Source organism: Colwellia sp. BRX8-9 (assembly GCF_014077245.1).
Taxonomy (GTDB): Bacteria; Pseudomonadota; Gammaproteobacteria; order Enterobacterales; family Alteromonadaceae; genus Colwellia_A.
Window position 1 is genome coordinate 15,956 of the sequence record NZ_JACGVN010000009.1, and the last position, 25,116, is coordinate 41,071.

Genomic DNA, 25,116 nt, shown 5'->3' on the forward strand with positions numbered 1-25,116 from the left:
ATGTTTACCAATAAAGAAACACAGCAAGTTCCAAACACTACTTTCCCTATTATTACTGCCGATGGTTGGGCAAGTCGAAACAGTGATGAAATTTTTGCTAATAAAACCGTCATTGTATTTTCATTACCAGGCGCATTTACACCGACTTGTTCATCTTCACATTTACCAAGATACAATGAACTAGCGAAAAAATTTAACGCTAATGGTGTTGATGAAATTGTTTGTATTTCTGTTAACGATACCTTTGTAATGAATGCTTGGGCACAAGACAAAGACGCAGCCAACATTAGTTTCATTCCTGATGGCAATGGTGACTTTACTCAAGCGATGGGTTTATTAGTTGATAAAAAAGAAATTGGTTTTGGTAAGCGTAGCTGGCGCTATTCAATGCTAGTAAAAAATGGCGTTATAGAAAAAATGTTCATTGAACCTGATTTACCTGGCGACCCATTTGAAGTATCTGACGCCGATACCATGCTCAATTACATTAATCCTGAAGCTGTACAATCTCAAGAAATTACAATTTTTAGTAAGCCGGATTGTCCATTTTGTAAAAAGGCTAAAGCATTATTAACAAGCCAAGGTTTAAAGTTTGAAGAATTGATCGTTGGTAGCGACGTAAATACTTCAATGTTCCGTGCTATTACTAACTCAGATACCGTACCACAAGTATTTATTGATGGTAAAAACATTGGTGGTAGTGAAGATTTAGCCGCTTACTTTGGTTAAACTTTATTATTAGCCAGCACTCAACACTTATTGTTGGCGATACAATAAAAAAAAGCTAGATAACTCACGTTATCTAGCTTTTTTTTACACTTGCTCGTTAAACTTTAAACTTACCCACTATATCATTTAAGCCGGTGAATTCTTGTTGTAAACTGTCACAAGCTTGCTGCGTTTGCTGTAAATTTTGTACGCCTTGCTGATTTAAATCCATCAAATTTAATATATCTTCATCAATTGATCTGATCACATTAACTTGTTGTTGAGTCGCTTCAGTTACTGCATGATTTTCATTATCAACCTGTTGTAACATATGAATAATTAATTGCATTTTTTCATCGGCTACTTTGGCTTTTTGCACACTACTGGTACTATTTTTTTGACTTTCGTCCATAGAAATAACCACCGCGTCGGTGCCTGTTTCTAAGTTATCAATCATGGTTTCGATTTCAAGTGCCGCTTCTTGAGTGCGTTGTGCTAACTGTCTAACTTCATCAGCTACCACAGCAAAACCTCGACCCTGCTCCCCTGCTCGTGCCGCTTCAATAGCGGCATTTAACGCGAGTAAATTAGTTTGTGAACTAACCCCTTTAATAACATCTAAAATGCTGACTATATTTTTAGTTTCACTGCTTAATTTTTCGATTTCGCCGCTTGACTGCGTCATTATTTTCGACAAATGTTCAATTGACTGAATATTTTCATTGAGTGCCACCAGCCCTTCATTTGACTGCGCTTGCATGCCTGATGTTAAGTTAGAAGCCGTTAGTGCGTTAGTCGAAATTTCTTGTGAAGAGTTATTTAACTCGGTTACCGCTGTCGATACACTTTCACCACGATTAAGCTGTTGATCGGCCATATCAATACCGACTTGTGAGCTTTGTCGAACTTGGCCAATCTGCTGTTGTAAATTTGCCGCTGACTCTTTAACTCGTCGCATCGAATGATGCATAGTTTCTATAAAATCATTAAAGTTTTCTGATAGTTCACCAAACTCATCGTGGCTCTCAACCGATAAACGTTGGGTTAAATCACCGTCGCCACGAGAAATACCTTTTATGGCAAGGTTTAAGGTATGAATAGGTTTCATCAAATAGCTAAACAATAAATGCATAAGAATAATCGTTGCAAGTAAGCTAGCTATAACCACAATAATGGCAATGTTTCTCGAATTCACCATGGGTTGGTAAGCTTTTTCGCTGTCAAGTACCACACCTACATACCAGTTAACCGAGTCAATGCCTTTAATGGGGATAAATGAAACTATGGTGTTATTATTAATCTCATTTAAGTCACTCGAAAATGGCGGTGTTTGACCTAATAATTCACTCACATCTTTATCGACATATTTCACATCAGGATGACTGAGAATCTTCCCTTTTGAAGTCATTAAATAGGCATAGCCTAAATCAAGAAAATCAATTTCATTTAGAATCGATGAAATCTCATCTAGAAAAATATCACCTCCTGCTGCACCAACAAATTGTCCATTTTTCAAAATAGGCGCTACAGCAGTCAATACTTTTTGATCCGTCGTGGCATCTATATAAGTTTCAGTAAAAGAAGACTTACGTCCTTCTTTTGCAAGCAAATACCAAGGGCGCTGACGAATATCAAAACCTTCTGGGAGTTGTATCGTTAAATCATCAAGAATAAATTCGCCGGTACTGGCTAGTCCAACAAAGGTATTTTTCATCTTGCCGGCTTTTACTGCTTGCTGAACCGCATGAAAAATTTCTTCATGACTATTAATGTCAGTAATATTAAGCGCCACTGCATCGATTATTTGTAGACGATTCGTTAACCAGTTAGCAATATTTCCAGAAACTGAACGGCCTATTTCATCGATGGCATTGTTAAGATTTTTTTGGGTGTGATCTTTTAAGAATATATAATTAATTGATGTAGATACCGACAAGGCTATTAGTAATAATACCGTAGTCACCATAATAATTTTATGGGAAAATTTTAATTTAATCACTGATGATCTCTCTTACTTTATTAGCTAACTTCATGGCATTACCATAGCACTGGAAATATCTAGATCCAACTTCCCCTTGCATTTAATCTTTTGAAAGCAACTTCAAAATTAATCTGATAAAATAACGCTATATTTTTATTGATAGTATCGCTAATTACTCTTATGGACAATCAACCTTTCAACCCATTACACGGCATTACCTTAAAAGCACTTGTTACCGAACTTGTTGAATATTTTGGTTACCCTGCGCTTAGTCAACAAATAAAAATTAAATGCTTCACTGAAGATCCTAGTATCAATTCAACCTTAAAGTTTTTACGTAAAACACCTTGGGCACGTGAAAAAGTTGAAGCACTTTTTATCAAGAATTATCATAAAGTGCATCAAGCAAATGATGAAAAAAATAGCGGTCAATAATCTCACAAGCTACTCATATTGATAAAAATTTTAGCTTATAGCGCAATAAACTAATTGCTTGATTAAAAACCTGTCACACTGACTCCATATTCATTATTTTTTGGAGTCAGGTATGAAACCCATTAATCACTATATTTTAACTTGGCAATGCCCTGATACTTCAGGAGTATTAGCAAAAGTTTCTCAGAGCCTTTATCAACACGGCGCTTTTATTACTGAAACCTCACAGTACAGCGACCCGTATACCTCTATTTTTTTCTCGCGTATCGCATTTGATGACAGAAACTTAACCGTTTCAATTGCACAATTCCGTCAAGCCATAGCCGAATTAGCCCAACCGCTTGCGATGAACTTTCAATTAAGAGAACGTGATGATTTTCCAAATGTCGTTATCGCGGTATCTAAAGATGACCATTGCTTGGTGTCGTTATTAACTAAAGTTAAAGCCGGTGTTTTACCTATTAATGTTGCTGCTGTGGTTTCAAACCATCTGGACTGCCAAGCTTTAGTTGATTGGCATAAAATTCCTTTTCATCACTTACCTATTTCTTCTTCGACAAAAGCGCAACAAGAAAGTGAACTACAAGCCTTATTAATAAATTACAAAACAGACTTATTAGTGCTTGCGCGTTATATGCAAATTTTGTCTGATGATTTTTGTCAACAATGGCAAGGTCGAGCGATTAATATTCATCATTCTTTTTTACCCAGCTTTAAAGGCGCAAAACCTTACCATCAAGCCCACCAACGTGGTGTGAAAGTGATTGGCGCAACCGCCCACTATATTACGAGTGACTTAGATGAAGGACCTATTATTGTGCAAGAAGTAAAAGCCATTAACCATAGCCTGACGATAGAGCAGATGGTTCATAGTGGTCACGACATTGAAGCAACAGCATTGTCTCATGCGGTTAGAATGCATGCCGAGCAACGTGTCTGTTTGAATCAGGGCAAAACAGTTATTTTACTTTAGCGGTTAATTTATAAGGTAAACATAACGAGTAAAGCCCCCAATACGCTGGGTGCTTTACTGTTTTCATTCACTATTTCTGCTACATTAAGCCATAACCTTTTGTCTTAATTAGTTGTCTTTTCCGATGATCCACTACCAAATAACGCCTAAAAATCTAAACAGCCATTTATTTTTGGTTACGCTTTCTTTTGCCACACAAGTGGATGAAACTTACCATTTATCGCTACCCGCTTGGTTACCGGGTAGCTATATGATCCGTGACTTCGCAAAAAATATTACGGAAATTAGCGCTTATAATAGTGACCCAACAGCAGCTCAAAATACTGAGACAATTGCGCTGAATAAAACCGACAAACAAACTTGGAAATTTACCGCAACAAGTGTCAATACCTCAATATGTTATCAAGTATTCGCTTTTGATTTATCGGTACGCACCGCTTACTTAGACAGTGAACGTGGCTTTTTTAATGGCAGTTCAACTTTTTTACAAGTGCAAGAATTGCCAGATGAACGCTGTCAGTTGACGATTGCATTACCACAAGAATTAACGACTAAATCATCGCCACAGTTAAATAGTTGGCGAGTTGCCACGGGCTTAACACGCGCTACAGGCACTGATAAATATCAATTAGGTGATTATATTGCTAGAGACTATCAAGAACTTATCGATTGTCCTGTTGCCATTGGTCACTTTGATGCTTTTGAATTTGTTGTCGAAGGTGTTACCCATCACTTAGTCTTTACTAGCCAACATTTTGGTGATCGGGAGCGCCTAAAACGAGATGTAGCTAAGCTTTGCCAGCATCATATTAACTTATTTGGTGAGGTTCCTTTTAAAGAATACTGGTTTATTACCCATTTGTTAGGCAGCGGTTTTGGTGGGCTTGAACATAAAAACTCGACAATTTTACAAGCCAGTCGCTTTGATTTACCCAACCCTAATAGACCTGATGAAACGTCTGAAAATTATCAAACTTTTCTCAGCTTATGTTCACATGAATACTTTCACGCTTGGAATGTATGCCGCATTAAACCGAAAGAATTTATTCCTTACAACTTACAGCACGAAGTTCACACGAGACAATTGTGGGCCTATGAAGGCATCACGTCTTATTATGATGATTTTTCATTGTTTCGCAGTGGATTGATCAGTTTTGAAGACTATTTACTGCAATTATCTAAGACAGCTACCCGAGTATACCGGGGTAAAGGGGAACTAAAACAAAGTGTCAGCGACTCCAGCTTTGATACTTGGACCAAGTTTTATCAACAAGGACCAGATGGCGTAAATAATATTGTTAGTTATTATACTAAGGGCGCTTTAATTGCACTCTGGCTAGATTTAACCATTAGAGAAAAGTCAGCAGGTGTCTACAGCTTAGACACATTAATGCGCGAATTATGGATACATTTTGGTAGAACAAATATTGGTACCTGTGAGGAAGACTTTATAAACATTGCCAATATTCTCTGTAATGACGATATTACAGTAGCTTTTCAAGCCTTACTTAACAATACTCAACGTATTGAATTAGCCCCGTTACTTAAGCAAGTAGGTATTGCTTTTACCGCTCAAAAGTTCAAAAAATTTAATAGCTTAGAGACTACTGACAATAACGCCTATTCTCCTTATATCGGTGCACAATATAGCGCGTTACCTTTAGGCGTGAAAATTACTCAGGTTATTGAAAACTCTCCTGCAGCTGAAGCCGGCTTGGCAGTTAACGATATCTTACTTGCCGTAAATAATATCAAAGTGACTGAAAAATCGTTGCAGCAACTGGCTGATCATTTCCCAGAAAATACTGAGCTAACCTGCCACTATTTTCGTGACGATCAATTAATGACCGGTCACATTGTTTTTATTGATTCACCACTGGCGGCCATCGCTATTACAGAAGTAGACAGCACGCTTAGCAAAAAATGGCGCTGTAAAAATTAACTGTAAATTTTTTGCCACAAAAAAGTAAAACGCTAGTGTAATTAAAAACCCACAAACTAGTAACAAAAGTTACTTTGTGCAAAAATAACCTTGTTGCTTTCAAAACTAGAATATTAAGGGTTTAAAATGATCAAAATGAAACGAATTCACCACGTCGCTTATCGTTGTACTGATGCAAAAGTTACTGTTGATTGGTACAAAGAACATTTGAACATGGAGCTAACGGTAGCCATTGCTGAAAATGAGGTACCGTCGACTAAGGCACCAGACCCTTATATGCACATATTTTTAGACGCGGGCATGGGTAATGTTTTAGCCTTTTTTGAAATTCCTAATTCTCCAACCATGGGCCGAGATGAAAACACACCAACATGGGTACAGCACATCGCATTAGAAGTTGAAGATGTTGATGCACTTGTCGCCGCAAAAGAAGAGTTACAAAGTAAAGGTGTTGATGTATTAGGCCCAGTTCATCATGGTGTATTTAAATCAATTTATTTCTTTGACCCGAGTGGTCACCGCTTAGAATTAGCAGCGAATACCGGTACAGTTGAACAAATGAAAGAATTAAAAAGGGTTGCTCCTTTAATGATTGAAGAGTGGGCTGTTACTAAAGTTGCACCAAAACACGCGGCCTGGTTACACGAATAAAACTATTTTGCCCCTCGTTAATGGTCAAACAATATCCAATAAATAAAACTAAGCTATTATTTCTATTTAGCTTAGTTTATTGCGCACATGGTATAACCTAAAAATCACAACAAATTTCTCTCATTAACTGAACGAAATAGGACATTAGTACATAAAACGAAGGGTTTCGTATATAAAGCGAGCGTAACAATGTACTCTATTTGTGATTATTTATGTAAGACATTAACCATAGAGAAAACATGTTTTTACCATTCATTAACTTTTAAATAAATCAATAGACTTTAAAAACAATAAGTTAACCTTTCACACTCAATGAATTGTAAATAAATGTATATTTATAACTTGCGACATTTATAAACTAAGGTAAAGTATTGTCCAGCTACTTTGTAGCCAAATAACAAAATGGATTGAATTGCACGGAAAGCCTTAACCTTCTCTTATGAGAGGTTACTTTTAAAGAATACGGATGATTAAGTTAATATCAGGATGATTGTTAATATTTAGGTCAATAGACCGATAAGGACAACCCAATAAAGTGTCAGGATGACCGATAAAAAATGAACCGAGTATTTAACGCAACATAAAAAATAATAATACGTTAAAGCTTATAAACGGAATTGCTAATAGGTTAGGATAACCACTTAAAGTTTGATGAAAACGATGACTTGTTCATCGTTTTTTTATGTCTGAAAATTAATCATGAAAAACACTATCGCTGTTTCCTACAATATAACGTAAAATAGAACCATTGAATTTAAAAACGAAATTATTTTATGTCTCGTACCAAAAAATCTAGAAAACAAGGCAATGGTCCTATCGGCGCAGTAAAAGATGATAAGAAAAAAGCCCTAGTTCCTGTTGATAGAAAACCAAAGAAGAAAACAGGAAAGCAAGCCGGCAACCGACAAAAAGAAGCTTTTGATGCAGGTAAAGAATCTCACTTACCTACAGAAAAGAAAGATCCGCGCATTGGTAGTAAAAAACCAATAGATCTTGGCGGACCGGTAACAGCGGCGGTGCAACCTTTTAAAGCCAAAAACAAAGTAAAAGCAGATAACTCTCCAATTGCTGCTATTCGTGTTGTTGAAGCTGATACCTCATTGCAACAAGAACTCTTCGCTATTGAAGAAGATAGCCGCTTGCAAAGTATCCTTGCCCAGCAAGATGAAGATATTTCGCTAAGTAACGAAGATGTTGATTATTTCAATGAAAAAATGGAACGTCATCAACAGCTACGTGAGATACTCGGCATAGAAGATGAAGATGACGACGACGAATCACCTGAAACGACAAGCAAAGCAAAATCTGGTGATGATCTTTGGGATAAATTTGACAACAGTGACCTGTCAAAATTCGAATAAGGCTTTATCATGTTTTCAACTCCTTGGATTTATATAGTAGTTGGCGGAGTAATTATTATTGCTGCGCTTGCTTTTTATGCGGTGAAATTATTAAGCCAGCTAAAAGCGCAAACAGCTAAAATAAAACAGGCAGAGCAAGATAAAAAAATTGCCTTAGCAAAGCACGATAGTAAGATCCTTAGTAGTGTCGTGATTATTGCCCACGCAATGAAAGAAGAGCAATGTGATATCGCTGAGGGTTGTTGGCGATTGAGTGTATTGCTCGATTCTTTAAAGTTGAGCAGTGGTTTGTCAGCAGAGTTTCCTGCAGTCTTTGAACTTTATGATAAAATTAAACATATGCCTATTCTTGATGCAAGAAAGAAACTTGCCAAAAATGAGCGTATGAAACTTGATTTTGAACGTATGAAAGCAGAGAGCGATTTATCCGCACAGATAAATATTGACGTTATCTCTTTGCATCAATATGCCCAAGAACGTATGAGTGCGCTAGCAAGTTAATTTTTTACCAAGTTAACTTTTTACTAAGTTAATAACGCTTTGTTGCGCTCGATCAATATTGTTAATGTTTGCATTGTTAAACTGTTGCTTAGCATATACCCGTTACCATTCAATCTATATTTTGATTGATAACGCGTATATAAGTAATGGCTAACTCGGTAACCAACCATGCAAGCAAATCAATTTTTTGACCCTAAATTACTGTCTAAATATAATACCAGTGGACCTAGATATACCTCTTATCCAACGGCATTAGAATTTCATGATGAATTTTCTGAACAAGATTTCATCCAAGCAGTGAAAGATTCACCCAACCGTGAATTGTCCTTGTATGTACATATTCCCTTTTGCCATAGCCTTTGCTACTACTGTGGCTGTAATAAAGTAATTACCCGCCACCGTGACAAGGCCGATACCTACTTAGAGTTTTTAGCGGAAGAAATTAGTTCACGAGCTGAATTTTTTACTGACTACACCGTTAAACAACTCCATTGGGGTGGCGGCACACCCAGCTTTTTAACCCATATCCAAATCACAAAATTAGTCTCTTTATTAAAAGAAAAATTCACTTTTGCTGAACATGTAGAAATGAGTATAGAAATTGATCCGCGTGAAATTGAAATGAACCTTGCCGAACACCTCTTTGATTTAGGTTTTAATCGTCTAAGTATTGGCGTACAAGACATTGATAAAAAAGTACAAGAAACAATTAATCGTGTGCAATCAACCGAATTTATTAGCGACTTTATTGCCCATGCAAAGGCAGTGGGCTTCAAATCAATTAATATCGACTTGATCTATGGTTTGCCTCACCAAACTATAGAAACCTTTACAAAAACGCTTAACAAAGCTCATGAGATGGATGTCGACCGTATTTCATTGTTTAGCTATGCACATATTCCAAACCGATTTGCTGCCCAACGTAAATTACGTGACGAATGGTTACCCAGCGTGCAAGAAAAATTTGCCTTAATGAAACTTGCCATCGAAAAGCTTTGTGGATTTGGCTACGATTTCATTGGTATGGATCACTTTGCTAAACCTAATGACGAACTTTCTATTGCACAAAAAGAGGGTTCCCTGCACCGTAATTTCCAAGGATATACTACAAAGGGTGGTTGTGACTTGTTAGGATTAGGTGTTTCTTCTATTAGTAATATCGGTACTTCTTTCAGTCAAAATATTAAAGAATTGCAAGCCTATTATAAAGCGATAGATACTAGAAAAAATGCACAAGTGAAAGGGGTTAGTTTATCAACAGATGACGTGATCCGTGGCGAAGTTATTCGTGAATTAATGTGTAATTTATATATTGATAAAAAACAGATTAGTAAAAAGTACGACATTGATTTTGAAGAATATTTTGCTGAAGATTTACCACTACTGAAAACATTTATCAGTGATGGTTTGGTTGAAAATACTGCTGATTTTATTAAAGTAGATCAGAAGGCACGCTTGTTGATTCGTAATATTTGTATGAGTTTTGATGCTTACATGAAACAGCACGTTAACCAACAGCGCTTCTCGCGGGTAATTTAAGCGGAACTCTCACCTTTATAAATAATAAATAACTATAAAGGTGAGAAATTTAATCAATTTTTCCTAAACTAAACTTGTGGTCAGCACTTGAAAAAATTAATTCAACGCCTTTTTCTGTAACCTCTTCTTGTGCTAAATCGGCCCATTGGTAATAAACATTACGGTGAACTTTTGCCAATAAATTACGACGCACTAATACATATAATTCGCCGTTAGCATTCATCGTTAACGGATGAGTTTCATCAAGCACGAACTCGTCATCTACATTGGTACTAACCGTCATTATTGATTTGTTATCATCTTGCCAAGCCCATTGCGTTAATACAAAAGGGGCGTCTTCAACGATAATCTTAACTTTTTCAGCGGGTGTCACTAAAAAGTACTCGTCGCGATCACCAGCGACTTCTCTTAATAAAACCGAAGCAAAAAGTTTAACTAACGATAACCGTTTAAATATTGTGCCGCCATAAAACCAGTCACCATTACCTTTGACCTGTAGATCAATTTCGCCACAATACGGTGGGTTCCATGATTCTATCGGCGGTAATTTTTTAGTGTTACCTGGTGTTAGTTTATTTAATTGTTCAGAAATTTTGTCTAGTGACATTTATACCGCCAAATTATCCGCTGGATAGTAATTTTAATACCTAAGGTAAAAATACAGTATGAGGAGACATTAGTAAAACAGCATCTAAAATTAAGTTAATAATCAGCAAAAAGTACAGTTAAGCAGAATGTTGCCTATAAAACGCTTAAAAGCAAAAATTTTTCTTGTCAATCTGCTTAAAAATACAATATACTCTCCGCGCCTTATCACTGGGCGCTTCAAGTAATATCAGTGGTGGCTATAGCTCAGTTGGTAGAGCCCCGGATTGTGATTCCGGTTGTCGAGGGTTCAAGTCCCTTTAGCCACCCCATTCTTCCCCTTTAGATTCAAAGCCTCTGGGCAATTACCTACTATAATCAGCACTTTCTGATGAATGCTCCTGTGCATATTCTGTGAGTATTTGAAGCTAATTAGGTCTAATTACTTACACGTATATCCAACTTCCAGCTCATATCTTCAACATCGACCGGAACTAATTAACTTTACCTGTTTAGGGAATTTACTGTCTATTTCCTGTGCTTTTTACTGAAAATTTAAATTGATGTTGAATTTAAACACAAAAAAAGGCAAGTTATTAATAATATGGATTTAAATGTTAAATGATAAAGGGGATGTATGAGTTTAACTGATATTATTTTGATAGAGATTGTGGCGTTGGCCATGTTAGTTTATTGGTATTACTCAATTCGTTCAGAAAAAGAGCAAGTCGTTTCCGATTTGAGCATTTTAAATTTAAAAATACAGCAATCTCCCCCTAAAAAAACTATCGCTAAATACAATGAACAAGAGCGAGATGTCAGAGAAAAAATAAAAAAAGGGCGAGAAGTACAAGGTAATTTAAAAGCTCTTAGCGGCAAACTTAAAAAGGATGTGGCATTTGTTGACAGAGGTATAAATCCCGTTGTCTTTGGTATGACTGATACAGAATACCTCAAGGAACAGGTTAACCTTATTCATGAGGAACAAAAGCAATTAGTACTTGGTGATGATGCGATTGCAACATATACCAATTGGTCTATAAGTGAAAGCCAGCAAGACGGGCGAAGAATGATTGAGGCTTATAAGGTTAATATTCTAAACGCTTTTAATAATGAGTTTGATGTTATCCGCCATGCCATGAGACATAACACGCTTGATAAAGCTCGAGAGAAGCTACTTAAACTGGTTGAGCAACTAACGCTTTTAGGGGAAACCCAAGGGGTTGAAATTTCATCACGATACATCAAATCAAAATTACAAGAACAACGTATTTGGCACAAAGAACTAGAACGCAAACAGAAAGAGAAAGTAGCTTTTAAAATGCGCAAAGAGCTAATGAAAAAAAATACGTCTAAAGAATCATCACAAATAGATGAATTTGACCGCAAACTTGATAAAAACGAATTGAAACTAGAAGCACTAAAAGCAAAAATAAAACATGCTATGGCGAATGATGCAGCTTTAATCAATGATCAAATTAATAATATCGAGAATGAAATATCACTATTAACGACTGAAAGAGCTCGTAAAATGTCGCAAGCTCAACTTACTAGAGTTGGCTATATTTATGTGATTTCCAATATAGGTAGCTTTGGTGAAGGAATCGTTAAAATTGGAATGACCAGAAGACTAGAACCAATGGATAGGGTTGTTGAACTTGGAGATGCCTCAGTGCCTTTTAAGTTTGATGTTCATACATTGACTTACGTAGAGGATGCACCAAGTGTTGAACGAGCTCTCCACAAAATATTTTCTGAAAATAGAGTGAATAAAGTAAATAAGAAAAAAGAATTTTTTAAAGTGGCTCCGCAAAAAGTACAGCAAGCTATGGAAAATATGAATGTCGAAAGCAACTGGTATTTTGATTGTGATGCTCGTGAGTTTTTTGAGTCTGAGTTAAAGCGAAATGCACAACAGGCGAGAAAAGATGCACAGACTAGTCAAAAAATATCATTACCTGAATCAATATAAGGATATATATTTTGGATATATTTATTATGGTTGCCGTGATAATAGGCCTTGTTAGTGGCTTTGTGTTTATTCTTATTTTGAAAGAAAGACCTGGCTTAGTTTCAGCAAAAGAAGAATTGGATATACGAAAATTAGTATTCGCTCCTGTAAATAAAGCTTTAAAAGCACTTAATATAGTTATATCTGATTATTCTAAACTACAGGGTGATTATAAAAGAGAGTTAGAGAGTGCAAAATCAATCCAAAGTAAAATCGCAGCGTTTGATATTAGCTCAGGAACACTTGATAGTTTTGCGTATCAGCCTTTGATGGAAGGGCAATCCGCAGCGGCTATAGAAATAGAGCTTAATAAAGTAAAGCTTGAACTGAAGCAATTATTAAAAGATAAAAAAGCTTGTATATCAACCCAAGATTGGTGGATTAACAATCGTAAATCAGAAGGTAAAAAGCTAACTAATCGTGAAATAAAATTGAGACTACGTTGCTTTGATAATGTATGCAAGTCGGCCTTATCATTAGTTACTTGGAGTAATATTTCACGATTACTTGAACGTTTAGATTTCCGATATCATGACATTAATGGCAGCGGTAATATTTTGGGAGTGCATTTGCAGCCTAAGTATGCGGAAATCCGAAAAAAAGAGTTAAAGCTGAGTTTTGAGTTTAAAGAAGCTAAAGCTATTGAAAAACAAGCTGAGTTGGATGACAGACGTATAGAGCGCGCAGCCGAAAAAGAATCACAGATTTGTAAAGAAGCCTTTGAAAATGCCAAGTTTGAAAGGGAGATAAAAGAAAAAATGGTTGCTGAAGAAATGGCTAAGTTAGCAAAATTACACGGACATGATTTAGAAGCATTGAAACTTAAACTTGTACAGCATCAGCAACAATTAATTGAACTTAAGCAGCAGGAACAAAGAGCACTATCAATGGCACAACAAACCCGAGCCGGTTTTGTTTATGTTATTTCTAACACACAATCATTTGGTAAAGGTGTTTGCAAAATAGGTATGACACGCCGATTAGAACCTAAAGATAGAGTAAAAGAACTCGGTGATGCCTCTGTTCCTTTTTTATTTGATACACACGCATTTATTTATTCTGAAGATGCACCTACTTTAGAGAAAAAACTGCATAAAATCTTTGCGGGAAAACGCGTTAACCTAGCAAATTATCGGAAAGAATTCTTCTTTGTTGAACCCGGCCTGGTTTTAGAGGAAATTAAAAGTATCGCTATGCCAACTACTATTGAAACCTTTGAAGTAGATAATACTGTACAGAGCACTCCGCCAGTTTTGGTATCTAACCTGAATGAAAAATCGTCGATATCAATAGAACAAGAACCAACTGACCTAAATACTGTTGAAAGTAATGTTAGTGAAACTGATTTGACTTGTACCAAGGAAAATATTACAGGCATTAAAGATAGCTCGTTAATTTCATCACAACAGGAAATATTACTTGATGAGACAAGTAGTGATAACCACCCTTCAGTTGAAAACGAAAAAAAACATATTATAGATACACAAGATAAAAACGGAGCGCTGAGTGATAAAGAAGAATCTATTGAGAGCGACATGACTTATTCACTAGGAAATTTATATTGCTTGGGATGTGAAAGAAACTTAAAAATTGATGGTGAAATAGATGATAATTCTGAAGACATTGATGAAGTAGAGTGCCCTTATTGCGGAGAGGTAAATAATATAAGTGATTGTGCATCTGAAGCTTTTACAGATAAATATTTATCTTCGATAATAGGATTAGGTGTTACTGAATATTTACTTGGTATAAGCGTCGAGAGTGACGGTCACTTAATGTTAGAGCTAAATAATGTACCTGAAGGCTTTTCATTAGTAAATATTAATAGTGTTGATAATAAAGAAAGTCAGCCTGAACTCGAGCTTGATATAGCTGGGACTTCAGATAAAATAACAGAACATAAAACTACAACGGAACCACAGTTAATTGAAGATGAAGATGTTCGTCGTATTGCTAAAACCAAATACCCAGTAGATAAAGAAATGCAGGAACATACTTACGAACAGCAATTTGAAGCTAAAGCGTTTATGCAAAAGGTAACTGATGTAGAGCTTAAAGCAATTGCTATTGCAGAATACCCTGATGATTATGACATGCAACGCCATACTTATAAGGAGCAATCGTAAAGTTGCAGAAGCCTAAATTAAATCATTTGTAACAAGAGTTAGGAATATTTGATAAATGGAATTTTACTCCAATAATGCACACCAACTATTTGAACAATACGAATCGGTATCTTTTGAAACTGTTCATCAAGAATGGTTAAGCATGATACCAGATAGTGGAGATATCTTAGATGTAGGTTCCGGGTCAGGCCGTGATGCAGCATGGTTTGCTAAAAAAAACCTCCATGTTACAGCTGTAGAGCCTGCAGGCGAATTACTTAATTTAGCTAAGCGAAATCATACTTATCAAAATATCATTTGGCTAAAAGATAGTTTACCTTCTTTAAGTAAAGTTGTTTATTCAAACACACAGTTTGATTTAATCTTAATAAGTGCTGTTTGGATGCACCTTACCAACGCAGAACGAAAGCAAACAATAGCTATATTGAAAAAATTGCTAGTTAAAGGTGGAAAATTAGTAATAACCCTCAGACATGGTGATTTTAATGATGGTAGAGTTACTTATCCCCTGTCAATAAAAGAGTTACGAGAATTAGCAAAGAATTCATCAATGAATATTTTACTAGAGACACAAATAAGTGATGATGAATTAGGCAGAGGAAATGTAAAGTGGCAAACTGTTGTTCTAGGTAACTAAATATGGAAGCACTATTTAAGCATCAAATCGATTTCATCTCATATTTACAACGATTACTACAAGAAGGTGATTTTAGTTCGACATATAAATTCGCTTTTTTACATGCTATCGCTGACATTTGCATTGAAAAAAACATTCAAAATAGTGAGAGATTAACGATTCCATTTGATGAAATTGTAGATAAATTAATTTTATTATATTGGCAACATGCAAAACCTTTCTCAACCGACACAATAGCAAAAGTTGATGGTGGCATCTTACTCCAAAACGCTGGTAAACAAGCCAGAATAATTTCTGACATTACCTCTTTACAACTTGATGGTATTAAAAATTTATCACAAGCGAAGAACTCGCCATTATGGAAATCCATATACAAAAACACTCTTAAGACTTTAAAGGAAGGGCCCTTATGGCGATTACAAGTTCTCTCTCAGCAAGAAGACTGTTTCTTTTTTCCGCATAAAAAAGGTAAAAACTTCATTGAATTAAATGAAGGTGTAGCTGGATGTTTTAGGCAGTTTCATGATTTAGTTGTGCAATTTACTCGGCAAGGTTGGATTGAAAAAATATCTAAAATTCAAGATAACCAAACTGTAGTAGGTAGAGCTGGCGAATTAAATGACTTTTTGTTCGGCACAAATAGAAGCTCAATAGTTCAAGCTGTTGCTGTATTACAAGAGATACAACAAGGGGAATGCTTTTACTGTAACAAGCCAATAAAAGGTACCCCAGAGGTAGATCATTTTATACCATTTGCTAAATACGGAAATGATCTAGGGCACAATTTTGTTTTGGCTCATAAATCATGTAATAACAGTAAAAGAGATTATTTAGCTGCATTACCTCATAGAGATAATTGGATTAACCAAAACTTAGTTAATCATGAAGCAACAATAAAGAATGAGCTATCTTCATATTTTTCATGTGATTCAGAGCGTACTAGTTACGTTGCTGATTGGGCTTATCAAATAGCTAAAAAAAGTGGAAGCAGGCTCTGGTTATCCAAAGATAGTTTTATATGAATAAAACATAGCGCCAAGCATACTCATTTTAAAAATAGCTAGCAGTATCCTTTAACTCGACAACTCGACGAAGCACTTTATCTATCGTCGGTTCGACAAGTCGCCGGGTGTTAACTTTTAATTATCAAAGGTAACAGTCGATGTTTGAATTGTTTGGCTGCGGGAGTATCAATATAAGTAAACGAGGCTTTTAGGCCTTTGCAATTGATAAACGATCCATTATCATCAAATTGATTTCTGTTTTTAAATCCTATGGTTGGGTTCAACAGTTACTATAAATGCATAAGGAATAAGCATGTCTAATAAGTTAATAATCACCGCTACACTACTAACTACACTTTCACTAACAGTGTCTGCATCATCAATTGATAACGCAAAGATGTTAAATGAACACGGACTCCAAAATGAAGCTAAAAAAGAATTGATTGATATCATCTTTACAGCAAAGTCTAAAGAAAATCAAAAAGCCCAAGCCTATTATTTGCTCGGAAATATTGCTTTTAGTGAAAACAAAATCACCACAGCCCTCGATACATGGGTAGAGCTAAAAAATAAATATCCTAAATCCAATGAAGCCAAGCTTGTCGTCGATAAAATCAGTCAATTATCAGAAATTGTGGGGGAATCAGCTAAAGAGTCAGTTAATAACGCAGTAGCGTCGTCATATCTCAAGCACGCAGACTTTTGGTCGAAAGGAAAAGACAGTCGATTTACCATAGACTCTAGTTGGATGGGCGGATTTGATGCTGCCTTAAAATGGTATGATAAAACAATCACTGAATTCCCAAATACAACGGCATCCCGTGTCGCATACCAAGATAAAATAAGAACACTCATTGGGTGGAAAGATTCCGGCCAGTACGGAAGCAGTTACGGCACAAGAGCAGACTTTGATAAATACATAACTCCTTTAACGGAATCATTTATAGCTTTTGAAAAAGAACACCCCTCAGCAGCAACACTTCAAGCTTTTCGCTATCAAATTGCACAGGTATACTGGAGTGCAAAGGATTGGCCTAATACTAAGTTATGGTTAAATAATATAGTTAAAATAGCTGGAGACAACGATACCTTTTATAAAGATGCTGCTAAAAGACGATTAGCTAAAGTGGAGTATTAATCCCAAAAGGGCTACTAAAGAGAAATTTATCAGTAGCCCTACCTTAAAATATTATTTATTAAAATTTTTATAAAACATAATGCCAAAATGTCCATTTGAAATAATTGAATAACCAATTAAGTTAGCCTGCATTTCATATTTAATTAATCATCCAAGATAAAACCAACAATGCCACCGATGGCGGCACCAATTACTATGCCCTGCGGACCAAATCGTGCGCCTATCAATGCACCAGTCGTTGCCCCTTTCATAGCGCTATCTGAAAAGTTGTTGCTCATTAATTATTTTCCTTAGTTTGTGTAGTTCATACTGACAGCCGAATATTTAATTCGTCTGTCAGTGAAGAGTGTTTTAGGTAAGTAAGTCATTACACTTTAAATTTAATGGCGTAATGACCACTCAGTTTTAATGGACTATTTGCTTTAGCTAGTCCCTGTCCATAAAAGGGAGTTTGGCTAGAAAGTCGGTTAATCAAACCCGATTCTTACCGTGAATACGCCCATTTCGACATAGTTAATAAAGTTACCAAGAAAGTGCTCAATAAACTCATCAGACTCTCGTTTGTTCATGCCAACGCCATAAAAGGTGCTAACCTCTTTTGAGTGAAAACAAATATCAATTTCTTTCACTAATTCAGGGTAAGGAAAACCCTGAAAGCTAAAGTCTGTGATGTACTCGAAATGCCATTGGTTGTTGTGTTTATTCAACCTGATTTCTACGGGGTGAAAGCCACCTTTATCCGCGCTGTAATCGGGGTCACGAAAATTAAAAGTAATACCTAAACTATCTGATTGTGGCTCAGTTAGCTTGGCGAGTTCAGTATTGAGTATGCTGAGAAGTTTTTCAGGCACACTAAAGTACTGGCTTTGGTCAAAAGTCAGTTTCATTATGATTTCCAAATTTTTGTTAGTTGAAAGGAGTTAGTTGTAGGTAACGGTATGAACGTTACTAATTCGCTAGGCTTTGCTAGAAGTTCGTAGTGGCTTAAGCTTTGATAAGCGGTCACGTTGATTGATTAATAACGGATTAACTACATGCAGAAACTGGCTTTTCTCTGACTTTAAAATCAAAGCAACTTCTTCACTGCGAAGTACGGCAGATAAGAAGCTGACGTTATTAGCTGAACCACCTTTCATTATGGATTTAAACACCGATGACTTAAACGGTTTGTCAGCTTCCATAGCTTCTAGGAGCTCATATAAATCGTCGAGCTCCACCCACTCCTTGCTAAATAAACCGCCGGAATCATTGCTAGTTAAGCGAAGATAGCGAGATTTATCATCCGTATTTAACGCCACCTCATAACCAATTAATCCCTGTGATTTACTTGATAGTTTTGGAGCATGACCAACAAGTAAGGTTTTAAAGTGACTATCAATATCTTCAACAATCTCCTTTGCTTCATCAACTGCAACAAAGGCTTCAACATTATAGGCATTTTCATCGGTGATATTTTTAGTAATGTCTGATTCGTTTTCAGTGATAACTTCACCATTTTTAACTTCTTTTTTAGCATTATTTTTTACTTTGTCATTCATGATATTACTCTCTTAAATTATTAATGGGCTAATTGGTTTAATAACAACTGCGCATCGGATCGCATTGTGTAAGGTAAATCTGCATTGCAGATAATGTTGATTAATTGAAATGTACTCATGTTATATGAGCACCATGTTAATTGGCTTAATGAGATAAAGACCATTACCACTATCACTTGTAATGGTTAGCGACAGTTGGTAGTTATCTGGCAAGTATTCGATAAACTCTGGATTGATTTCTGCTGTTTCAACAAATAGACGCGTGGCATCACTTAATTGTTTTAAGCACTGTTCAACATTGTCATTTCGGTTAAGCACAACAATGATTGATGGGTATTCCTGCCAGAACTCTTTTGCTTTCTCGCGAGTACCGAATGGCACAACCAGTAAATCCACCATTGCCTGCGCAGCTAGATTATCTAGAATCAGTTGATTTTCAGATGGTAAGTAATGAAGTATTTGCATAAGTTATTCTCCTAAACGCAAAAAGCCCATTACTGCTAAGTAATGGGCTTTAAATGTGGTTATTGTTAAGTGAATTTAAGTGAGCATGTTAGAAAGGGTTTCGCTTGTCTGCCTCATGGACTCAGTGGTTAATTTTGCATAGCGTTGAGTTGAAATGATGCTCTTATGGGCTAATTGTTCTTGAACCAACCTAAGCGACACGCCAGCACTTACTAAGTTTGAGGCTACCGAATGCCTGAGTGTATGTAAGCAAACATCATCGCCATTAACCTGTGCTCGCTTGAGCAATTTAATATAGGTCTTTCTTACGCTACCAAGTGGTTTACCTTTAACCTTACCGGCAAATAAATAAGGGTTATCAACTTTCAGTGGTACTCTCCCAATAAAAGCCAACATTGGATCTGTTAAATAAACGCTGCGTGATTTTCCGTTTTTAGTGATTGGTATATGAATAACCCGTTTAGCTATATCAACATCTTTGACTTTGATATTAGCTATTTCACTACAACGTAATCCTGTCAACGCCAGCAAAGCTATATAAGATGAAATCGTCCTATTAGAATATTCTCGACAGGCTTTAAGTAGTCGCTTTACTTCATGAATATTTAGAAAACGAGTTCGAGCATTGTTTAATCTAAACAGCTTTACTGGTAAGCAAACATCGTCATCGATAACGCCGAGATTTAGTGCGGATTTGCTCATTGATTTAATAATCATAAGCGCCTGATTGCAGGTTGCGGGAGCATATAAATTACCGTATTTATTTACCTGTTCAGTGAGTGATAGGTGTAGCTTTTGCACATCAATAGTTCGCAATTCTCTAAAGAGAATATTACCTAACTTTGGCGCGATCATAATATCGTAGCGATACTTATCATCTTGCCATGTCTTTTTACGTTTCTTGATACTGGGTAGGTAATGCTCATTAAAAAAAGCATTAACCGTTAATCGAGTCGGACAATCACGTTCAGCTTTTGGATTAACACCCTCCCCTAATGTCACCCGATGCTTTTGCGCTATCTGACGAGCACTTGTAACGTTAATATCACCAAAGCGACCTAAGCTAATGCTTTGTTTTTTTGCATTGAGCGTATAACGAAATAGAAAGCGTTTATTACCGGTTTTCCCCACTAAACATTTAAGCCCTTGCACTAATGTATCTGATACTTCTAACTCAGTAGATTTTGATTCTCTATCGTTAGCGGGTAGTGCTTTGATAGCTTTATCGGTGAATTTTAGTTTCGTCATATTAAGTCCTTAATAGAAATTATCTATCAACTTAATATCTGTTTATTTGCTTGGTTATTACGGATAGCCAATCTGACTATCCTTTATTTTTTTATTCTTTAGGTTAATGGCTATTTGTTGATCCAAAGAATAATCAGCAGCTATCGTCAGCAAAGATACGAAAGCGGACGTTAACATCAATGGGTTTCGAGCTATTTTTAATGTTAATTAGTCGTTGAGTTACCTTCATCTTGATAGCCAACAAAGCCACCAAAGCGGTTGTTCGAGTCATAAGCATCGATATAAGTATTTACGATAAAAGCGGACCTTCGCTTTCCGGTTTTTCACTCCAATTTTTTGATCACTTTGAGGAGTTTTGCTGCAACTGGTGTTTCGTATATGGAAGTTAACATTAGCCACAGTGAAGTTATTAAATAAAGTGCGATTAGTATTTGTAAAGCATCTGCATGTAACAACAAATCAGACGTAGTGGAGCAAAACCAGCAATAATAAAACTAATGCCTAACTTATGACAGTCAATTAAATACAACTTCATGTAATCGATTATCTGAATAATTCAATTATCCCAGTAACGGGATAGTAAAACTCAATTTCACCATATAGTTAATCAATTAACTCCTTGCTACTATTTTCCTGTCGCTAAGCAAACATGAAATTGGAGAAGATAATGGATGAGAACAAAATTATAGTAGTTACAGGTGCCACCGGAAATCAAGGTGGCGCAGTCGTCAAACATTTACTGAGTAAAGATTTTACCATTAAGGCTGTGTCTCGTAACCTGCAAGGTAAAGGTGCAGACAAGTTACGTGAAATGGGGGTGGAGGTGGTCTTTGGTGATCTGGATAAACCGGAAACCTTAACTCCGATACTTAAAGGAGCCTACGGGGTGTATTCGGTACAGAATAATTGGACTAGCAGTATAGATGCTGAAATAGCCCAAGGGAAATCTTTAGCTGATGCCGCGAAATCTGCGGGGGTTGAACACTTTGTTTATTCTTCAGTAGGCGGTGCAGAACGCCATACAGGCATTCCGCACTTCGACAGTAAAGGAGAGATCGAACGCCACATTGCTAAAATAGGATTACCCTACACTTTTGTCAGACCAGCCTATTTTGTTGAAAATTTCCTCGCAGAAGGTAGTTTTGCCTTTATCAATTGGAGCTTATTGTCTTGGGCGCTGAAAAATAATCGCAAGATTCAGTTTGCTGCCGTTGATGATATTGGTGCTTATGTCGCCTTGGTATTCTCTCAACCGGACAGTTTCATGGAGCAGGCGGTAGAATTAGCGGGAGATGAAAAAACGTTTGCAGAAATTAAAGAAATTTACATGCAAGTGATGGGCAAAAAACCAAGTTACCTGACTATGCCCGGTTGGTTGTTTTCCCCTATGAGCAAAGAGATGTCTACTATGTTTACTTGGTTCAAGAATGATGAATTTCAGGCTAATATTCCGGCATTGAGAGATCAATTACCTCAACTAAAGAGTCTAAAACAGGCACTAACAGAACTTAAAGGCTCCTAGTTAGAAAAAGTTAACCTTAGCTCAGATGAAAAGTTCACTGAGCAGAGGGAGCCTTTTTACGTTTTTGATAAACTTTACCTAAGATGATATCAATAGGAATGAATACAATGATCTTCAAAAAAGCACATCTACCGATTTTAATTTCATTTTTCATGTCAGCGTTTATGGCGCTGATCATGTCAGGGGTGCTGGTTGCTTGGAATTCAGGCTTAGACGCAACTTTTTTGATACGCTGGATGTCGGCATTTTCGCTCGCATTTACTGTTGCGTTTCCAACGGTGTTGATAATAGCCCCCTTGGTAACTAAGTTCGCTTTATTGCTCGTTAAACCAGACTAACAGGGTAGTCGGTAGCGGAAATAAACTTAGTCCTTAACATAAATACCGTGGATGTTATTTATCATGTAATCAACCGCACTCGCAAAATCAGTGAATTGCTTAACGGGCAAGCCTGATTCTCTGGCTGCACGTACGCAAGATAATATCCCAAGCGAATTACCACCGACCACCCCCAAAAACACACAGCCTAATGCAATATCTTCCTTGAGATGGGACTGTAAATGTTGATAGGCATCTGGTGTGGCCAGACTGTCAACATCTTTGAATTCAATAATACGACCCCAATGAGTAAAGTTTTTATCTGTGATCTGTTTATTGACCAATTGGGCAAAGTACTCAGCCCCTTCAATATTTACGGAGCCTGAAGGTTTGACAACCAAAATATTGCCTAACCACTTAATTTTTATATCGCCATGAGCTGCAAACTCCATTGTTTCCTCCTTAGTATTAGATGAGAAAACTTAAGTGTAGTAGCAGTTTCTTGAGTTCCCCCTTATTGATAACTCTGGATAGAAAACACGATAAATTCCCGCTAAAGTTTAGCATCCCACGGAGCATGTGGCTGAGTTAACGCAACCACATGATCAATAAAAACTCGCACGTTTCGGGCAAGATGCTTATGGGAAGGGTAAATGATATATATGCTTTGTATCGGTGGCGAGTAGTCGGTCAATAAACGAATGAGTTCACCTTTTTCTAAAGACTGGATAACTAAAGGGTAAGGGACTTGGGCAATGCCCATGCCGTTGTGGGCAGCTTTAACGACTAATTGCATACTATCAACCGCATATCGTCCCGTTACGGGAACCGATATTTCATCTTTTTCAGTAATAAATCGCCAAGTCTGATTTTTCAAACTCGTCCCCATGATAATACAGTCGTGTTGGGTCAAATCCGGAGGTGTCTTCGGTTTTCCCGCCCGTGCAATATAATCAGGGCTAGCGCAAAATACACTCTGTTTTGGACCAATGCGTCGTGCAATAAGGCTGGAGTCTTTCAACTCACCAGAGCGAAACGCGATATCAATGCGCTCTTCGATAATATCGACATAGCGATCGGTTACTTCCAGCTCTATTTGCACATCAGGGTATAACGCCAAAAAGTCATTCACCCAAGATTGTAAGTAATTGATGGCGAAATCTGTGGGGGAAGTAATACGCAACACGCCCGTCGGCATTGCTCTAGATTGGCTGACTAAGGCGTTAGCTTCCTCAATGGCAACTAAACTTTGCTGGCAATTTTCAAAATAGTGTCGCCCAATATCTGTAAGATGAAGCTTGCGCGTCGATCTTTGCAGTAGCCGAACCCCAAGCGTATCTTCAAGTTTTTGGATTTTTCGGCTTACCGTGGTCGAGGGCATCGCTAATTGCTTACTTGCGCCAACAAAACTGCCTGCCTCTACCACTTTTACAAACACGTAAACTTCATTTAAATCAATCATTCATCACCCTTTGTTACTGGTGGGATAGTTAAACCCAATTATACCATCTAATCAAGAGGTCAAAAATAAAATAATATAATTTCATCGTTTAACTGCACAAGGGCAAAACATGAGTCGCTCCATTATAGAAACTAGAACAGGTCATCAACATGGTCCAGTGACTAGCTTTATCAACCAAAGCAATATTAAGCAACTGAACCCATTTGTATTGTGGGATCACTTTGAGACCAAAGGGCTAAAAGGTACGGCGGGCTTTGGATTTCACGGCCATTCCGGAATTGCCACTATTACTTACCCAACAATCGGCGACATCGTTCACCAAGATACTGATGGTAATAAAGGCAAACTTAAAGCCGGAGGTGTCCAACTAATGGCATCAGGTGCGGGTGTTTTACACAAAGAGACCGTGTATCCAGAACGCGGCACAACCGACGCCTTTCAACTTTGGACGCTTTTACCCGAAGATGATGTTGAAATGGGCGCTGTGACCTACTCATTAGCCCAGAAAAATGACGCTCTGATAGTCGTTACTTCTGACAGTCAAACCAAGATATTAATCGGCCAGCATGAAGGTGTCGTCAGCCCTGCTAAACACAGTGTCGCCATAACTTATATGGAAGTAACCATAAAACCAAACGGAAAATGGCAGCATGCTGTCGAAAAAGATCAAACTACAGGTTTTGTTTATGTTCGTTCAGGTGAAATTGACCTTAATGGCTCATTACTAAGAGCGAAGCGTCAAGGTGTGCTGAACAAATCAGATGCAAATATTAAATTAACGGCCGGCGAATTCGGTGCAACCATTATGGTGGCATTAGGGCAACCATTGCAGCAAGCCATTATCAGCTCAGGACCGTCGGTACATTCGAGTATTGACCGTTTGAACGAAGGTACACGCAATATCAAGCGATTGACACAAGCGCTTATTAATCAATAAAACAAAAACTAATCTACACGTAGGCTAAGCCAATT

The 25,116-nt window shown here is 37.0% G+C and carries 25 protein-coding genes and 1 tRNA gene; 17 read left to right on the forward strand and 9 right to left on the reverse strand.

Going from position 1 to position 25,116, the window contains the following annotated elements; translation table 11 throughout:
* On the forward strand, window positions 1–729 hold the full coding sequence (locus H4J70_RS09295) for a glutathione peroxidase (RefSeq protein ID WP_070375171.1): 729 nt from the start codon (window positions 1–3) through the stop codon (window positions 727–729).
* A 97-nt stretch (window positions 730–826) separates the two neighbouring features.
* Here the strand turns inward: H4J70_RS09295 and H4J70_RS09300 are convergent, their stop codons facing one another.
* Window positions 827–2,707, reverse strand: coding sequence for a methyl-accepting chemotaxis protein (locus H4J70_RS09300; RefSeq protein ID WP_182221455.1), 1,881 nt, complete (start codon window positions 2,705–2,707; stop codon window positions 827–829).
* Between the two features lie 162 nt (window positions 2,708–2,869).
* Between H4J70_RS09300 and H4J70_RS09305 the strand changes: the two genes are divergently transcribed.
* The 7 genes from H4J70_RS09305 to hemN all read left to right on the forward strand — a co-directional run bounded on the left by H4J70_RS09305 (window position 2,870) and on the right by hemN (window position 10,091).
* The gene (locus H4J70_RS09305; protein WP_182221454.1) at window positions 2,870–3,124 is read left to right on the forward strand and encodes a VF530 family DNA-binding protein; all 255 of its coding nucleotides are present in this window, start codon (window positions 2,870–2,872) and stop codon (window positions 3,122–3,124) included.
* A 112-nt stretch (window positions 3,125–3,236) separates the two neighbouring features.
* Entirely contained in the window at window positions 3,237–4,097 is an 861-nt protein-coding gene (gene purU, locus H4J70_RS09310; protein ID WP_182230585.1) for a formyltetrahydrofolate deformylase, read from the forward strand.
* A 124-nt stretch (window positions 4,098–4,221) separates the two neighbouring features.
* Window positions 4,222–6,039 (forward strand): M61 family metallopeptidase, encoded by a 1,818-nt coding sequence (locus H4J70_RS09315; RefSeq protein ID WP_182250986.1) that lies wholly within the window; start codon window positions 4,222–4,224, stop codon window positions 6,037–6,039.
* 126 nt (window positions 6,040–6,165) lie between these two features.
* On the forward strand, window positions 6,166–6,690 hold the full coding sequence (locus H4J70_RS09320; protein WP_070375174.1) for a VOC family protein: 525 nt from the start codon (window positions 6,166–6,168) through the stop codon (window positions 6,688–6,690).
* 773 nt (window positions 6,691–7,463) lie between these two features.
* Window positions 7,464–8,051 (forward strand): Der GTPase-activating protein YihI, encoded by a 588-nt coding sequence (gene yihI, locus H4J70_RS09325; protein ID WP_182244370.1) that lies wholly within the window; start codon window positions 7,464–7,466, stop codon window positions 8,049–8,051.
* Between the two features lie 9 nt (window positions 8,052–8,060).
* On the forward strand, window positions 8,061–8,552 hold the full coding sequence (locus H4J70_RS09330) for a DUF2489 domain-containing protein (protein ID WP_182250987.1): 492 nt from the start codon (window positions 8,061–8,063) through the stop codon (window positions 8,550–8,552).
* Window positions 8,553–8,720: 168 nt separating this feature from the next.
* Window positions 8,721–10,091 carry an oxygen-independent coproporphyrinogen III oxidase gene (hemN, locus tag H4J70_RS09335; protein WP_182250988.1) on the forward strand — a complete coding sequence of 457 codons (1,371 nt, stop codon included), beginning with the start codon at window positions 8,721–8,723 and terminating at the stop codon, window positions 10,089–10,091.
* 49 nt (window positions 10,092–10,140) lie between these two features.
* Here the strand turns inward: hemN and H4J70_RS09340 are convergent, their stop codons facing one another.
* Window positions 10,141–10,698: a DUF1285 domain-containing protein gene (locus tag H4J70_RS09340; RefSeq protein WP_182180442.1), complete on the reverse strand. Its 558-nt coding sequence runs from the start codon at window positions 10,696–10,698 to the stop codon at window positions 10,141–10,143.
* Between the two features lie 234 nt (window positions 10,699–10,932).
* Between H4J70_RS09340 and H4J70_RS09345 the strand changes: the two genes are divergently transcribed.
* From H4J70_RS09345 to H4J70_RS09370, 6 genes are all read left to right on the forward strand, one after another.
* Window positions 10,933–11,008: transfer RNA gene (locus tag H4J70_RS09345), tRNA-His, on the forward strand.
* Window positions 11,009–11,313: 305 nt separating this feature from the next.
* Window positions 11,314–12,648 (forward strand): GIY-YIG nuclease family protein, encoded by a 1,335-nt coding sequence (locus tag H4J70_RS20685; RefSeq protein WP_182250989.1) that lies wholly within the window; start codon window positions 11,314–11,316, stop codon window positions 12,646–12,648.
* Between the two features lie 11 nt (window positions 12,649–12,659).
* On the forward strand, window positions 12,660–14,813 hold the full coding sequence (locus H4J70_RS09355) for a DUF4041 domain-containing protein (RefSeq protein ID WP_182250990.1): 2,154 nt from the start codon (window positions 12,660–12,662) through the stop codon (window positions 14,811–14,813).
* A gap of 55 nt (window positions 14,814–14,868) precedes the next feature.
* Window positions 14,869–15,450, forward strand: coding sequence for a bifunctional 2-polyprenyl-6-hydroxyphenol methylase/3-demethylubiquinol 3-O-methyltransferase UbiG (locus tag H4J70_RS09360; protein ID WP_182250991.1), 582 nt, complete (start codon window positions 14,869–14,871; stop codon window positions 15,448–15,450).
* Window positions 15,451–15,452: 2 nt separating this feature from the next.
* Complete coding sequence (locus H4J70_RS09365; protein WP_182250992.1) at window positions 15,453–16,472, forward strand: HNH endonuclease; 1,020 nt, start codon at window positions 15,453–15,455, stop codon at window positions 16,470–16,472.
* A 295-nt stretch (window positions 16,473–16,767) separates the two neighbouring features.
* Complete coding sequence (locus H4J70_RS09370) at window positions 16,768–17,592, forward strand: tol-pal system YbgF family protein (protein WP_182250993.1); 825 nt, start codon at window positions 16,768–16,770, stop codon at window positions 17,590–17,592.
* 143 nt (window positions 17,593–17,735) lie between these two features.
* On the opposite strand, the gene H4J70_RS09375 is transcribed toward H4J70_RS09370, so the two are convergent.
* The 5 genes from H4J70_RS09375 to H4J70_RS09395 all read right to left on the reverse strand — a co-directional run bounded on the left by H4J70_RS09375 (window position 17,736) and on the right by H4J70_RS09395 (window position 20,843).
* Entirely contained in the window at window positions 17,736–17,870 is a 135-nt protein-coding gene (locus H4J70_RS09375) for a YMGG-like glycine zipper-containing protein (RefSeq protein ID WP_182184145.1), read from the reverse strand.
* 189 nt (window positions 17,871–18,059) lie between these two features.
* The gene (locus H4J70_RS09380; RefSeq protein WP_182250994.1) at window positions 18,060–18,479 is read right to left on the reverse strand and encodes a DUF2787 family protein; all 420 of its coding nucleotides are present in this window, start codon (window positions 18,477–18,479) and stop codon (window positions 18,060–18,062) included.
* 69 nt (window positions 18,480–18,548) lie between these two features.
* Window positions 18,549–19,130 carry a hypothetical protein gene (locus tag H4J70_RS09385; protein WP_182250995.1) on the reverse strand — a complete coding sequence of 194 codons (582 nt, stop codon included), beginning with the start codon at window positions 19,128–19,130 and terminating at the stop codon, window positions 18,549–18,551.
* 120 nt (window positions 19,131–19,250) lie between these two features.
* A complete protein-coding gene (locus H4J70_RS09390; protein ID WP_182250996.1) occupies window positions 19,251–19,595 on the reverse strand; it encodes a hypothetical protein in 345 nt (114 codons plus the stop codon).
* Window positions 19,596–19,670: 75 nt separating this feature from the next.
* A complete protein-coding gene (locus H4J70_RS09395) occupies window positions 19,671–20,843 on the reverse strand; it encodes a site-specific integrase (protein WP_182250997.1) in 1,173 nt (390 codons plus the stop codon).
* Between the two features lie 667 nt (window positions 20,844–21,510).
* Between H4J70_RS09395 and H4J70_RS09400 the strand changes: the two genes are divergently transcribed.
* Entirely contained in the window at window positions 21,511–22,365 is an 855-nt protein-coding gene (locus tag H4J70_RS09400; RefSeq protein ID WP_182250998.1) for an NmrA/HSCARG family protein, read from the forward strand.
* A 98-nt stretch (window positions 22,366–22,463) separates the two neighbouring features.
* On the forward strand, window positions 22,464–22,703 hold the full coding sequence (locus tag H4J70_RS09405; protein WP_220470376.1) for a DUF2798 domain-containing protein: 240 nt from the start codon (window positions 22,464–22,466) through the stop codon (window positions 22,701–22,703).
* A gap of 26 nt (window positions 22,704–22,729) precedes the next feature.
* Here H4J70_RS09405 and H4J70_RS09410 read toward each other — a convergent pair whose 3' ends face one another.
* Both H4J70_RS09410 and H4J70_RS09415 read right to left on the reverse strand, forming a co-directional pair.
* Complete coding sequence (locus tag H4J70_RS09410; RefSeq protein ID WP_182250999.1) at window positions 22,730–23,134, reverse strand: hypothetical protein; 405 nt, start codon at window positions 23,132–23,134, stop codon at window positions 22,730–22,732.
* A 101-nt stretch (window positions 23,135–23,235) separates the two neighbouring features.
* Window positions 23,236–24,144 (reverse strand): LysR family transcriptional regulator, encoded by a 909-nt coding sequence (locus H4J70_RS09415; protein WP_182251000.1) that lies wholly within the window; start codon window positions 24,142–24,144, stop codon window positions 23,236–23,238.
* 109 nt (window positions 24,145–24,253) lie between these two features.
* On the opposite strand from H4J70_RS09415, the gene H4J70_RS09420 reads away from it, so the two are divergent.
* A complete protein-coding gene (locus tag H4J70_RS09420) occupies window positions 24,254–25,081 on the forward strand; it encodes a pirin family protein (protein WP_182251001.1) in 828 nt (275 codons plus the stop codon).
* Window positions 25,082–25,116 lie beyond the last annotated feature (35 nt).